This window comes from Frateuria sp. (assembly GCF_035944355.1).
In the GTDB taxonomy this organism is placed as follows: Bacteria; Pseudomonadota; Gammaproteobacteria; order Xanthomonadales; family Rhodanobacteraceae; genus Frateuria_A.
On the sequence record NZ_DASZBH010000009.1, the window covers coordinates 41,466 to 55,365 of the forward strand.

The window sequence follows — 13,900 nt, forward strand, 5'->3', positions numbered from 1 at the left end:
GCGATCAGGCCATTGCCGGCTTGAGCACGACCTTGGTCCAGCCCGCATCGCGGGCGTCGAAGTGCCGGTAGCCCTCGGGCGCCTTCGCCAAGGGCAGCTCGTGCGACACGATGAAAGAGGGTTTGGCCTTGCCCGCTTCGATCAACTTGCACAGATGCCGGTTGTACTGCTTGACGCTGGTCTGGCCGGTGCCCAGGCGCTGGCCTTTCTCCCAGAGTCGGCCGTAGTCGAAGGCGATCTGGCCATGCTTGGCCTGCTCCGTGGCGGCGCCCGGATCCTGCGGCATGAACACGCCGACCACGCCGATCGAGCCGGTGGCCCGCACGGCCCGGACCAGGTTGTTCATGGTCAGGTTGGGAACCTCGTGGCCGGCGCAGTTGAAGCATTGGAAGCCGACGCATTCGCAGCCGCGGTCGGCGCCCTTGCCCTGGGTCAGCTCGAGCACCTGATCGACGCCGCTGTCCTCGGTGTCGTGGATCGGGATCGCGCCGATCTGCTCGGCCAGCGCCAGGCGGTCCTTGTGCGCGTCCACGACCATGACCTTACTGGCTCCCTTGATGATCGCCGAGTACGCCGCCATCAGGCCGACCGGGCCGGAACCATAGACCACCACGGTATCGCCCGGCATCACGCCGGCCAGCTCGGTGGCGTGGTAGCCGGTAGGGAAGATGTCGGCCAGCATCACGTAGTCGTTTTCCCTCTCCTGCGCATCCGGCGGCAGTACCAGGCAGTTGAAATCCGCATGCGGCACGCGCAGCAGTTCGGCCTGCCCGCCGCGGTAGGGGCCCATGCCGGCATAGCCGTAGCCCGCGCCGACCTTGCCGGGATTCATCACCAGGCAGGCGGCGGTCAGGCCGCGCTCGCAGTTCTCGCAACAGCCGCAGGAGACGTTGAACGGCAGGCACACGCGATCGCCCACCTTGACGCGCTCGACCGCGTTGCCGACCTCGATCACTTCGCCAAGGTTCTCGTGGCCGAGCACCTTGCCCGGTTCCAGGTCGGTGCGCCCCTCGTACATGTGCAGGTCCGAGCCGCAGATGTTGCTGCTGGTGATGCGTACCAGTGCGTCGGTAGGCTTCTCGATCTTCGCATCCGGCACGTCGGCCACGCCGATGTCGCGCGGGCCGTTGTAGACCACAGCTTTCATGGGCTCGCTCCTGCAGGCAGGCACCGGCCGCGTGGCTGCACGCGGCCGGTGGGGGAAAGAAGGGGGCAGGAAGGCGAAACTAGCCGTGTGGGCGTACGCACCATGGCAAGGCCACGTAGCCCCTGGGTGAGCCGACCCGGCAGTGGCGCCGTTGCCACAGCGACGGCAAGCCCGGGTCCGGACGCACGGCGTGGCGCTCACGCCGCGGCATGACGGCAAGCCGCGGCGCGCTGGCGTGCCTGTGGTTGCCTGCGCTCCCGGAAGCACCTTGAGACGCCACGCCTTCTCTCCTCGGAGAGAAGGGCAGCAGCCTCAGCCTTCCAGTTCGCTCCAGCGCGCGTAGGCGGCGTCGAGCTCGGCCTGCAGCCTCGCCAGCGCTTCGTTGGCCTGCACGATGGCGGCGCTGTCCTGCTGGAAGAACGCCGGCTCGTTCATGGCGGAGGAGCGCCCGGCGACCTCGTTCTCGAGCTGCTCGATGCGGGCGGGCAACAGCTCCAGCTCGCGCTGGTCCTTGAAGCTCAGCTTGCGGCGGGCCGGGGCCAGGGCAGGCGCCGGTGCAGGCGCGGGACTCGAGGCAGGCGCCGGCGCGCTCTTCGCCGGGGCAGGCGCCGGCGTGGCAGGCCGCTGGCGCAGCCAGTCGCTGTAGCCGCCCACGTACTCGCCCACGCGCCCTTCGTCCTCGAGCACCAGCGTGCTGGTCACCACGTTGTCCAGGAAGGCGCGGTCGTGCGAGACCAGCAGCAGCGTGCCGGTGTAGTCGGCCAGCAGCTCTTCCAGCAGTTCCAGCGTTTCGACGTCCAGGTCGTTGGTCGGTTCGTCCATCACCAGCAGATTGGAGGGCTGGGAGAACAGCTTGGCCAGCAGCAGGCGGTTGCGTTCGCCGCCGGAAAGCCGCGTGATCGGTGCGCGGGCGCGTTCGGGCGAGAACAGGAAGTCCTGCAGGTAGCCGATCACGTGCTTGCGCTGGCCGCCGAGCTCGATGTATTCGCGGCCCTGCGCCACGTTGTCGAGCGCGTTGAGCGTCTCGTCCAGCTGCACCCTGTGCTGATCGAAATAAGCGATCTGGATGCCGGTGCCGAGCTCCACCGTGCCGCGCTCGGGCGTGAGCTCGCCCAGCATGATCCTGAGCAGCGTGCTCTTGCCCGCGCCGTTGGGCCCGATGATGCCGATGCGGTCGCCGCGCATCACGGTGGTGGACAGGTCCTCGATCAGCACGCGTCCACCGTATGACTGGTGCACGTGGTCGAGCTCGACCACTTTCTTGCCCGAGGCCTGCGCATTGGCCAGCGTCATCTTCGCGTTGCCGACCAGTTCGCGCCGCTCGGCGCGCTCGCGGCGCAGCGCCTTGAGCGCGCGCACGCGGCCCTCGTTGCGGGTGCGCCGGGCCTTGATGCCCTGGCGGATCCACACTTCCTCCTGCGCCAGCTTCTTGTCGAACAGCGCGTTGGCCTGGGCTTCGGCGTGCAGGCGCTCTTCGCGCCGGCGCAGGTAGTTGTCGTAGTCGCCGGGCCAGTCGGTGAGCTGGCCGCGGTCGATCTCGACGATCCGCGTGGCCAGCGCGCGCAGGAAGCTGCGGTCGTGGGTGACGAATACGATCGAGCCGTCGAATGACTTCAGGAACCCCTCGAGCCAGCCGATCGCCTCGATGTCCAGATGGTTGGTCGGCTCGTCCAGCAGCAGCACGTCGGGCTTGGTCACCAGCGCCTGCGCCAGCAGCACGCGACGCTTCATGCCGCCGGAGAGCGCGGCGAAATCGGTGTCGCCCGGCAGCTCGAGCCGCACCAGCACCTCGTCCACGCGCCGGTCCAGGTCCCACCCCTGGCGCGATTCGATTTCGTGCTGGACTTCGCCCAGCGCAGCGAACGAGTCGTCCGAGTGCAGGCCGGCGGCCAGCAGATGGTGGTAGCGCGCCAGCAGATGGCCCAGGTCACCCAGGCCTTGCGCCACCACGTCGAACACCGAACCGGCGGTGGACTGCGGCACTTCCTGCGCCATCCGCGCGATGGTGACGCCGCCCTGCACCCTCACTTCACCGTCGTCGGGTTGCAATTGGCCGGCGATCAGCTTCATCAGTGTGGATTTCCCCTCGCCATTGCGGCCCACGACGCAGACGCGTTCGCCGCGCTCGATCGACAGGTCGACATCGGCAAGCAGGAGGGGGCCGCCGATGCTGAAATCGACGTGCTGCAATTGGATCAGGGACATTCGCCAATTCTAACGGACGCGGACCTAATGGATGTGGTCTGACGGATGCGGGACTGGCGGATGCGGCGCGACCCAAGGCCCTACAACGCGTGCGCGGGCTGGAAGCCGGCGACGCCGAGGTATTCATGCGCATCGCCCAGATCACCCCACTTTGCGAATCGGTGCCGCCGCGGCTCTACGGCGGCACCGAGCGGATCGTTTCCTGGCTCACCGACACGCTGGTCGATCTCGGCCACGAGGTCACCCTGTTCGCCAGTGCCGACGCGCGTACCCGCGCCGAACTGGTGGCCGTGCGCGACCAGGCGATCCGCCTGGACCCCACACAGCAGAAATCCGAACTGGCCGCCCATCTGTCGATGCTGCAGGAAGTGCGGCGCCGCGCCGACGAGTTCGACGTGTTGCATTTCCACGTCGACATGCTGCATTTCCCGATGTTCGAGGACTGTGCCGGCCGCACCCTCACCACGCTGCACGGACGGCTGGACCTGAAGGACCTGGGCGAGGTGTACCGGCGCTGGCCGCACTATCCGCTGGTATCGATCTCGCACCACCAGCGCCGTCCGCTGCATTTCGCCAACTGGGCCGGCACGGTGGCGCACGGCCTGCCCGAGGACCTGCATCGCCCGCACCTGCACCCCCGCGGCGGCTATCTCGCCTTCCTCGGCCGCATCTCGCCGGAGAAGCGGCCCGACCGCGCCATCGCCATCGCGCGCAGGAGCGGCATGCCGCTGAAGATCGCGGCCAAGGTGGACCTGGCCGACCGCGCCTACTTCCACCAGGAGATCCAGCCGCTGCTGGGCGATCCGCTGGTGGAGTTCGTCGGCGAGATCGGCGACGGCGACAAGGAGCAGTTCCTCGGCGACGCCGCCGCGTTGCTGTTCCCGATCGACTGGCCCGAGCCGTTCGGCCTGGTGATGATCGAGGCGATGGCCTGCGGCACGCCGGTGATCGCCTGGAACCGCGGCGCCGTGCCCGAGGTGATCGAGGACGGCGTCAGCGGCTTCATCGTCGAAAACGAGGCCGAGGCGGTCGAGGCCGTGCGCCGGCTGCCCGAACTGGACCGCCGCCAGGTGCGCGCCGCCTTCGAGCGGCGCTTTTCCGCCGAGATCATGGCCAGCCATTACGTGGACCTGTACGAACGCCGCTGCCGCGTCGCCCCCGCGTTGCCCGCCTGGCCGCTGGCCTACGAGGCAAGGTGATGACTGAGGCGACCCATGACGACGAAACCCCTTCGGCCGGCACCGCGCGCGGGCAGTACTCGCTGAAGTCGGGCGACACCTTCGTGGTGTGCGATGCCTTCGGCGACATCCGCGGCGCGGCCGACGGGCTGTTCCACAACGACACGCGGATGCTGTCGGCCTTCGCGCTGGACCTGGGCGGCAGGCCGCCGTCGCTGCTGAGCGCCGCGATCAGCCACGACAACGTGCTGTTCACCTCCAACCTGTCGAACAAGCCGCTGCCGCCGATGGGCGAGCGAGCCACGCCGCAGGGCGTGATCCACCTCGAGCGCGAGCGCTTCCTTTGGGGGGCGCGCATGTACGAGCGCATCTCCTGCGTCAACTACGACGACTCCGAAGTGCGGGTGACGCTCACCCTGCGCTTCGAGGCGGATTTCCGCGACATCTTCGAGGTGCGCGGCACGCCGCGGGCGCGCCGCGGCATGCTGTATCCGCCCGAGGTCGAAGGCGGCAGGGTGGCGCTGCGCTACGACGGGCTGGACGGCGTGATGCGCCGCTCGGTGATCAGTTTCTCCACCGCACCAGACCGGCTCGACGGCCGCACGGCCGAGCTCGGCCTGACGCTGCCGCGCCTGAGCACCACCGAGCTCTTCATCGAAGTCGGCCCCGAGGCGGTGGAGCCGGGCCGCGAACGCTACCGCGCCGCCGCGGCCAAGGCCCGCAAGGCGATGCGCAAGCGCCGCGTCCACGGCGCGCGACCGCGCAGCAACGCCCGCCTGTTCAACAACTGGCTGGACCGCTCGCGTGCGGACATCGCCTTGCTGGTCAGCGAATTTCCCACCGGGCCCTATCCCTGCGCCGGCATTCCCTGGTTCGCCACGCCGTTCGGTCGGGACGGCATCATCACCGCGCTGCAGCTGCTGTGGCTCGACGCGGGGCTGGCGCGCGGCGTGCTCGGCTACCTTGCCGAGCACCAGGCACACGAGACTTCCGCGTTCCGCGATTCGGCGCCCGGCAAGATCATGCACGAGACGCGCAAGAGCGAGATGGCCGAGCTGGGCGAGGTGCCGTTCGGCCGCTACTACGGCGGCGTCGACACCACGCCGCTGTACGTGATGCTCGCCGGGGCTTACGCCGAGCGCACCGGCGACGAGGTATTCATCGACAGGCTGTGGCCCACGCTCACCGCCGCGATGGGCTGGATCGAGCGCACCTGCGAAAGGGACCGGCACGGCTTCCTTACCTATGCGCAGGGCGAGAAGGGCGGCCTGCTCAACCAGGGCTGGAAGGACAGCGAGGACTCGGTGTTCCATGCGGACGGGCGCATCCCGCCGGCGCCGATCGCGCTGGTGGAGGTGCAGGGCTACGTGTACGCCGCGCTGCGCGCCATGGCCCGACTGGCCGAGCGCCGCGGCAACGAAGAGGACGCCGACCGCTGGCGCCGCCGCGCGCTAGCCATGCGCAAAGCGGTGGAGGACCTGTTCTGGGACGAGGAGATGTCCAACTACGGCATCGCCCGCGACGGCAATGACACTCTGTGCCGCGTGCGCGCCTCGAACGTGGGCCATCTGCTCTACGTGGGCCTGCCCAAGCTGTGGCGCGCGAAGAAGGTGATCCGGCAGTTCCGCACCGCCGCCTTCGACGGCGGCTGGGGCGTGCGTACGCTGGCCACGCAGCAGGCGCGCTTCAATCCGATGTCCTACCACGACGGTTCGGTATGGCCGCACGACGTCGCGCTGTGCGCCGCCGGCATGGCGCACTACGGCGAGCGCGACGATGCGGTGCGCCTGCTGGGCGAGACCTTCGAGGCGGCGGTGCACTTCGGCATGCGCCTGCCGGAACTGTTCTGCGGCTTCCCGCGCGCCACCGGCGAACCGCCGATCGCCTATCCGGTCGCCTGCCTGCCGCAGGCGTGGGCCGCCGGGTCGATGTTCATGATGCTGCAGGCCTGCCTGGGCGTGGAGGTCGACGGACGCCGCGGCGAGGTGCGCATCGACCGGCCCAGTCTGCCCGACGGGGTCGACCGGCTGACCCTGCACCGGCTCGACGTCGGCGGCGACAACATCGATCTGGGCTTCGAGCGCATCGGCTCGCGCACGGTGGCTTTCCGCGCCGGCGGCTCGGCCGACGTGAGGATCCTGGCCAAGGTCTGACGCCAGCCGCGAACACGACGCCAGTCGCCTGTGGCGCGTTACCTCGAAAGCTTCCGAGCGTCATTCCTCCGCAAGCGGGATCCATTTGGCTGGCGAAACGTCAACGTGGATTTCCGCTTGCGCGGGAACGACGTCTGACCAGTTGTCGAGATCCTGCAGGAGCCCGCCACGGCGCATGACGGTTACGCACAGATGGCTCCCGCGGCGGCTGTTCCGTCCTAGCCGCTTTCGTTCCTCCGCGAAGAACGAAAGCACACTTTCCAAGCTCCGAGAGCTTTGAAAGAGCAACAAAGAAGTCTTCAAAGCTGCTAGGCACCCGCGCCGGGCACGTCAGGGGAAGCCATGCGCACCGCTGATTTCCAGGCGCCACAGGCCGGCAGCGTGGTGGCGGGCGCCCTTGTGGCCGCCGCGGCATGTGATTCACCCGTGAAATCCGCGCCATAATCCCCCTCCGGACTCCGGGGGGATGGCCATGGCAAGGCAGCTGACGGACCGTTATGCCGCGGCCAAGCGCATCGCGCTGGCTGCAATGGAGGTGGACGCCGGCGAGCGCGACGCGCTCGTCGTCGAGCGCGTCGGAGAAGACGCGGAACTCGAGCGCGAGGTGCGCTGGATGCTCGAGGCGATCGAGCGCACCCATACCGCCACCCTGCCGTTCGCGCCGGCCGCCGCTTCGCCCGACCTGAGCGGCCGCCAGACGCAGGCCACCGCGCCGCGCAACTACCGCATCCTGCGCCTGCTCGGCGAGGGCGGCATGGGCATGGTGTACCTGGCCGAGCGGTGCGACGAAGGGTTTACCCAGCAGGTGGCGCTTAAGTTCCTGCACGCCGCCGCCGAAGGCTCGCCGGTCCTGCACGAGCGCTTCAGTCAGGAGCGCAGCCTGCTGGCTCGGCTGGAGCACCCCGGCATCGCGCGTCTGCTCGATGGCGGCATGATGGACGGCGGCCGGCCGTTCCTGGCGATGGAGTACGTCCAGGGCCAGCGCATCGACGAGTGGTGCGACGCCCGCTCGATGCCGCTCAACGAGCGCATCGAATTGTTCCTGAAGGTCTGCGACGCGGTGGAGTTCGCCCATCGCAACCTGGTGATTCATCGCGACATCAAGCCGGCCAACATCCTGGTGACCGCCGACGGCACGCCCAAGCTGCTGGACTTCGGCATCGCGCGCATCATCGAGGAGGGCGGCCAGGTGCTCGCCACCGCCACCGCGGCGCATGCGCTGACCCTGGCCTACGCCAGCCCCGAGCAGATCGAACAGCAGCCGCTGACCACCGCGGCGGACGTCTATTCGCTGGGCGTGGTGCTCTACCAGCTGGTCGCCGGGCGCCGTCCCTACCAGCACCTGGTCACTCCGCACCTGTTGTCCAACGCGATCGTCGGCGGCCAGGTGACGGCGCCCAGCCGCAGCCTGCGCGAATCGCCGGAGGAGAACCGGTCGCGCCGCACCATTCCCGCCGACGTCGATGCGATCGTGCTCAAGGCCCTGCGCCGGCAGGTGAGCGAGCGCTACGCGAGCGTGGCCGAATTCGCGCAGGACCTTCGCTACTACCTGGCGCGGCGGCCGGTAAAGGCGCGCCGCGGCCGACAGTGGTACCGGCTGCGCCGCTTCGCCCAGCGCAATCGCTGGCCGCTCGCGGCCGCCGGCATGGTGCTGCTGGCAGTGCTGGCCGGGCTGACCGCCTCACTGCTGGCGCTGGTGCAGACCCGCGCGGCGCAACGCCTGGCCGAACAGCGCCAGCACGATCTGGAACGCATGGTGGACTTCCAGCAGTCGATGCTGCAGAGCGTGGACATCGACGCGATGGGGCACGCCATGACGCGCAGCGCGCGCGCGCTGGTAATGGCCCGTCTCGGTGACCCGGGCAGGCCATCGATCGACCGCACACGACTGGACCAGGCCTTTGCCGGGATCGCCTCGTCCGGGCCGGCACGCGACGCGCTGGACACTTACGTGGTGAGCCATGCGCTGGCCCGGCTGGACAAGGATTTCGCCGACGCCCCCCTGCTCGCCGCCGACATGCGCCAGTCGCTGGCGCGCGTGCTGCTGACCATCGGCAGCTACAGCCACGCGGCCGAGGAATTGCGCCGGGTGGTGCAGGTGCGCCGGCAGCGCCTGCCCGCCGGCGACGCCGCGCTGCTTTCGGCGCGCATCGATCTGGGCGAGGCGCTCTATCGCGGCGGCGAGCCAGACCAGGCCGCGCAGGTCTACGACAGCACGCTGCCGGCGGCTGGCGCGCTGCCGCCGACCGACCCGCTGCAAGTGGCGGCGCTGTCCGGGCGCGCCCGCGTGCTCGCCGCGCAGGGCCAGCTCAAGCAGGCGCTCGAACGGCAGGAGGCGCTCTACGCGCGGCTGGCGCCGCTGCTGCCGGCCACCAACCAAGGCCTGCTGCGGTTGCGCCGCGACCGGGTCGAAACGCTGACCCAGCTCGGCCAGCGCGACCGCGCGCGCGCCGAGCTGGAGCAACTGGTGCCGCTGTACCGCCAGACCTTCGGCATCAACGACCCGGAAACGCTCGCCACGACCCTGACCCTGGCCACGCTGCTGTACTCGCAGGACAACGAATACGAACGCTCGCTCGCGCTGGCCCAGGACGTGGCGCAGGTCCGCCAGCGCAGCCTGGGCGCGGACCATCCGGCCACCCTGCAGGCGCGCGCGCTGGCGGCGTCCAACGAGGTGCGGCTGGCGCTCGATCCGGACACCATGGCGCAGGTGCACGAGCGGCTGGACGCGATCATCCAGGGCTACCGGCGCGTGCTGGGCCCTGACAACGCGCACACGCTCGACGCCATGACCGACATGGTGCGGCTGCTCTCGAAGCAGGACCGCTACGGCGAGGCCATTGCGATGGAGCGCGCCATCCTGGCCGGGCGCATGCGCACCCTCGGTCCCGAGCATTTCAGCACCCTCTACGCCCGCGGCAGCCTGGCCAGCCTGCTGTGCGAGAACGGCCAGTACGCCGAGGCCAGCACGCAAGGCGAGCAGGTGCTCGCCGCCCTGCGCCGCCAACTGGGCGAGGACCACCCGATGACGCTGGCGACCTACGACCTGGTCGGCCGCATCGATGCCGGCGCCGGACGCTGGGAAGAGGCGCGCGACGCCCACGCCAAGGCGCTGGAGGGCCGTGCCCGCACCCTGGGCGACACCGACGCCCATACCATCGAGAGCGCCTCGCGGCTGTACCTCACCCTGCTCAAGCTGCACGACGCCGCGGCTGCCAGGCGCGTGCTCGATACCTATCTGCAGCCGGTGATCGCGATGAGGCCGGACACGCTCAATGCGGGCATGCGCAGCGTGCGCGAGGAAGCGCTGGCGGCGGTCGGGGAGTAGCCCTGTGGCCGGCAGCCAGCGCGTTCCCAGACCGCCGTCGAGCCCGCTTCGCCCGTCCGGGCAGCGGCAATCCATCACGAAAGCATCGACACAACAGTCATTTGCCCGGCAAAGTTCGGGCTTTCCCGTGGAAATATGGCGCCGATCGCATTAAGGTCGCCTCTACGCGACAAAAACGCTGCCATTGCGCAGCGAGGATCTGGCATGACCATCGATGCATTTCTGCCCAGCCGGCTGGGCGCCCTCATCCTCATCACCCTGCTGGGGCTCCTTGCCGGCACGGCGCACGCCGGGCAGGCCGCCATCGTGGTCGATGCCACCACCGGGCGCGTGCTGGGCCAGGTCAACGCCGACGAGCGCAACTATCCGGCGTCGCTGACCAAGATGATGACGCTCTACCTGACCTTCCGCGAACTGAAGGCCGGCCGGCTCACGCTCGAGGATCGCCTGCCGGTGTCGGCCTGGGCCGCGAACCGCGCGCCGAGCAAGCTGGGCCTGCGCGTCGGCCAGAACATCACGGTGGAGGACTGCATCCTGGCGATGGTCACCAAGTCGGCCAACGATGCGGCGACCGTGGCGGCCGAAAGCATCGGCGGCAACGAAAAAGGCTTCGCCGACATGATGAACGCGCAGGCCGCGCTGCTGGGCATGAGCGGCACGCATTTCGACAACGCCTCCGGCCTGCCCGATCCGAACAACTGGTCCACGGCGCGCGACCTGCTTACGCTGGGCCGCGCGCTCTTCCAGGATTTCCCGCAGTACGCGCACTACTTCTCCGTCAAGGAATTCAACTTCAACGGCCAGCTGGTGCGCGGTCACAACCATCTGATGGACCGCTATCCCGGCATGGACGGCCTGAAGACCGGCTTCACCGACGCGTCGGGTTTCAACCTCGCCTCCACGGCGATGCGCGATGGCCACCGGCTGTTCGCGGTGGTGCTGGGAGGCAAGACGGCGGCCCGCCGTGACCAGCTGATGGCGAACCTGCTCGATGCCGGCTTCGAGCAGAGCGAGGCGGACGCGCTGGCGGCCGCGGGCGAGCCCGCGCCAGGCATGGCGCACCGCGTGCTGGCGGCGCTCTCGCCGATCGCCAACGCCGAAGCCGACCCGACCCCCTCGGCCGCGTCGCGTCACGCGGCGCGCCGCGGCAGGGCCGCCACGCACGGTTGTCGCGCGCACCATGGCATCTGCCGCGCCAAGGGCCGTACCTCGCATGCGCACAACGGCACGATCAAGCTGGCCAATCGCGCGGGCGCCAAGGGCGGTCAGGACTGAGCTTTCGCCGCCAGGCAGACAAACAAAAACCCCGCGGCAGGCCGCGGGGTTTTTTGTGCACGACCAGCGCCGGACTTACTTGCGCTTGCCGTTCAGGCCGGCGTCGGCGCGCAGCGCCTCGGCCTTGTCGGTCTTCTCCCACGAGAACGCGGTGAAGGTGGAGCCGTCGGCGGCCTTCATCTCGTAGGGCTGGCGGCCGAAGTGGCCGTAGCTGGCGGTCTGCTGGTACATCGGGTGGATCAGGTCCAGCATCTTGATGATGCCGTACGGACGCAGGTCGAAGTGCTTGCGGATCAGCTTCTCGATCTTCTCGTCCGAGATCTTGCCCGTACCGAAGGTGGTCACCGAGATCGAGGTCGGCTCGGCCACGCCGATGGCGTAGGACACCTGCACCTCGCAGCGGTCGGCCAGGCCGGCGGCCACGATGTTCTTGGCCACGTAGCGCGCCGCATAGGCGGCCGAGCGGTCGACCTTGGACGGATCCTTGCCCGAGAACGCGCCGCCGCCGTGGCGGGCCCAGCCGCCGTAGGTGTCGACGATGATCTTGCGGCCGGTCAGGCCGCAGTCGCCCACCGGGCCGCCGATCACGAACTTGCCGGTCGGGTTGATGTGGAACTTGGTGCCCTTGTGCAGCAGCTTGGCCGGCAGCACGGGCTTCAGGATCTCCTCGCGCACCGCCTCGATCAGGTCCTTCTGCTTGACGCCCGGATCGTGCTGGGTCGAGAGCACGACCGCGTCGATCGCGACGGCCGCGTCGTTCTCGTAGCGCAGGGTCACCTGGCTTTTGGCGTCCGGGCGCAGCCACGGCAGCGGCGAATTCTTCTTCTTGCGGATCTTGGCCTGCTGCTCGACCAGGCGGTGCGAGTAGTAGATCGCCGCCGGCATGAAGTCCTTCGTCTCATTGGTGGCGTAGCCGAACATCAGGCCCTGGTCGCCGGCGCCCTGTTCCTCGGGCTTCTTGCGGTCCACGCCCTGGTTGATGTCGGGCGACTGCTTGCCGATCAGGTTGAGCACGCCGCAGGTGGCGCCGTCGAAGCCGACGTCGGAGGAGTCGTAGCCGATGTCCAGGATCACCTTGCGGGTCAGGCCTTCCAGGTCGATCCAGGCGGAGGTGGTGATCTCGCCGGCGACGATGGCCACGCCGGTCTTCACCATCGTCTCGCACGCCACGCGTGCGCGCGGGTCCTGCGCGAGGATCGCGTCGAGGACGGCGTCGGAAATCTGGTCGGCGACCTTGTCGGGATGGCCTTCGGAGACCGACTCGGAGGTGAAGAGGTAGTTGCTCATCGCGGGATATATCCTTCCTTTCGGATACAGAGATAAAGAAGCCGCGCATGATACACGCGGCGGCGTCGGTTTGCAGGCCAGCCTACTATTCCGGGGTGAAGCTTGCATGCCCGTTCAGGCGGCGGACGGCTGGACGGCCAAACGGGCCCGGTTGTTCGATCGTCGTTGCGCGGCGCGGTCCGTGACGCGGGATCTGCTTTCTCTCCCCGGCGGGGAGAGGGCTCGTATCGGCGGAGGGTCAGGCCGCGACGCGCTGGAGCTCGCCCAGGCCCGCGAAGTATTCGGCGGTCAGGCGCAGTTGGTCGGCGGCGGTTTCCGCCCGGTTGACCACATGCCGGAACGCCGCGTTCTCCGGCCGGTCCTTGGCGTACCAGCCCAGGTGCTTGCGTGCGATGCGCACGCCCGCAGGCTCGCCGTAAAAGGCGTACAGGTGTTCCAGGTGCCCGAGCAGGATGGCGGCGACCTCGGCCGGACCGGGTTCGGGCAACTTCTGGCCGGTGGCCAGGTAGTGCGCGACCTCGCGGAAGATCCACGGCCGCCCCTGCGCGCCGCGGCCGATCATCACGGCATCCGCGCCGGTGGCCTCGAGCACATGGCGGGCGCGCTCGGGCGTGGTGATGTCGCCGTTGGCGAGCACCGGAATGCGCACCGCGGCCTTCACCGCGGCGATGGTCTCGTACTCGGCCTCGCCCTCGTACTTGTCCGCGCGGGTACGCCCGTGCACCGAGAGCGCGGCGATGCCGCTGTCCTCGGCGATGCGGGCAATGGTGAGGGCGTTCTTGTGCTCGCGGTCCCAGCCCGTGCGGATCTTCAAGGTCACCGGCACCCCGACCGCCTCGGCCACCGCCTTGCAGATGCGCGCCACCAGCGGCTCGTCCTGCAGCAGCGCCGAGCCCGACCACACGTTGCACACCTTCTTGGCCGGGCAACCCATGTTGATGTCGACGATCTGCGCACCGTTGGCCACGTTGAAGCGCGCCGCCTCGGCCAGCATCGCCGGATCGTAGCCGGCAATCTGCACGCTGACCGGCTCGGGCTCGCCCGCGTGGTCCATGCGGTGCAGCGACTTGCGCGTGTGCCAGAGCTTGGGATCGGCGGTGGTCATCTCCGACACGGCCAGGCCCGCGCCCAGCCGTTTGCACAGCAGGCGGAAAGGCTTGTCGGTGACCCCGGCCATGGGCGCGAGCACCACGGGCGGGTCGATGCGGTAGGGGCCGATCTGCATCGGCCTATTGTAGGGCGTCCCAGACGCTCAACCGCGCCGCTTGGTGTGTGCGCGCCAGAACATGACGCCGGCGGGGATGCGCACGTTGTTAAAAATAATTCT

The 13,900-nt window shown here is 69.1% G+C and carries 8 protein-coding genes; 4 read left to right on the forward strand and 4 right to left on the reverse strand.

From position 1 onward, the window contains the following. Positions 1–4: 4 nt before the first annotated feature. Both VGU03_RS06575 and VGU03_RS06580 read right to left on the reverse strand, forming a co-directional pair. Positions 5–1,147, reverse strand: a complete 1,143-nt coding sequence (locus VGU03_RS06575; protein WP_327479590.1) for a glutathione-independent formaldehyde dehydrogenase — start codon at positions 1,145–1,147, stop codon at positions 5–7. Between the two features lie 312 nt (positions 1,148–1,459). Further along, the gene (locus tag VGU03_RS06580) at positions 1,460–3,352 is read right to left on the reverse strand and encodes an ATP-binding cassette domain-containing protein (protein ID WP_327479592.1); all 1,893 of its coding nucleotides are present in this window, start codon (positions 3,350–3,352) and stop codon (positions 1,460–1,462) included. An 89-nt stretch (positions 3,353–3,441) separates the two neighbouring features. Here VGU03_RS06580 and VGU03_RS06585 point away from each other — a divergent pair, with 89 nt between their 5' ends. The 4 genes from VGU03_RS06585 (at position 3,442) to VGU03_RS06600 (ending at position 11,286) form a co-directional block, all read left to right on the forward strand. After that, positions 3,442–4,551 (forward strand): glycosyltransferase family 4 protein, encoded by a 1,110-nt coding sequence (locus VGU03_RS06585; protein WP_327479594.1) that lies wholly within the window; start codon positions 3,442–3,444, stop codon positions 4,549–4,551. Then, on the forward strand, positions 4,551–6,683 hold the full coding sequence (locus VGU03_RS06590) for an amylo-alpha-1,6-glucosidase (protein WP_327479595.1): 2,133 nt from the start codon (positions 4,551–4,553) through the stop codon (positions 6,681–6,683). The genes VGU03_RS06585 and VGU03_RS06590 overlap by 1 nt, the downstream gene beginning before the upstream one ends. 472 nt (positions 6,684–7,155) lie before the next feature. Further along, positions 7,156–10,011 (forward strand): protein kinase domain-containing protein, encoded by a 2,856-nt coding sequence (locus VGU03_RS06595; RefSeq protein WP_327479596.1) that lies wholly within the window; start codon positions 7,156–7,158, stop codon positions 10,009–10,011. A 204-nt stretch (positions 10,012–10,215) separates the two neighbouring features. Beyond that, positions 10,216–11,286 carry a D-alanyl-D-alanine carboxypeptidase family protein gene (locus VGU03_RS06600; RefSeq protein ID WP_327479597.1) on the forward strand — a complete coding sequence of 357 codons (1,071 nt, stop codon included), beginning with the start codon at positions 10,216–10,218 and terminating at the stop codon, positions 11,284–11,286. 75 nt (positions 11,287–11,361) lie between these two features. Here the strand turns inward: VGU03_RS06600 and metK are convergent, their stop codons facing one another. Further along, positions 11,362–12,573, reverse strand: a complete 1,212-nt coding sequence (gene metK, locus VGU03_RS06605) for a methionine adenosyltransferase (RefSeq protein ID WP_327479598.1) — start codon at positions 12,571–12,573, stop codon at positions 11,362–11,364. 238 nt (positions 12,574–12,811) lie between these two features. Then, positions 12,812–13,798, reverse strand: coding sequence for a tRNA dihydrouridine synthase DusB (gene dusB / locus VGU03_RS06610; RefSeq protein ID WP_327479599.1), 987 nt, complete (start codon positions 13,796–13,798; stop codon positions 12,812–12,814). Positions 13,799–13,900 lie beyond the last annotated feature (102 nt).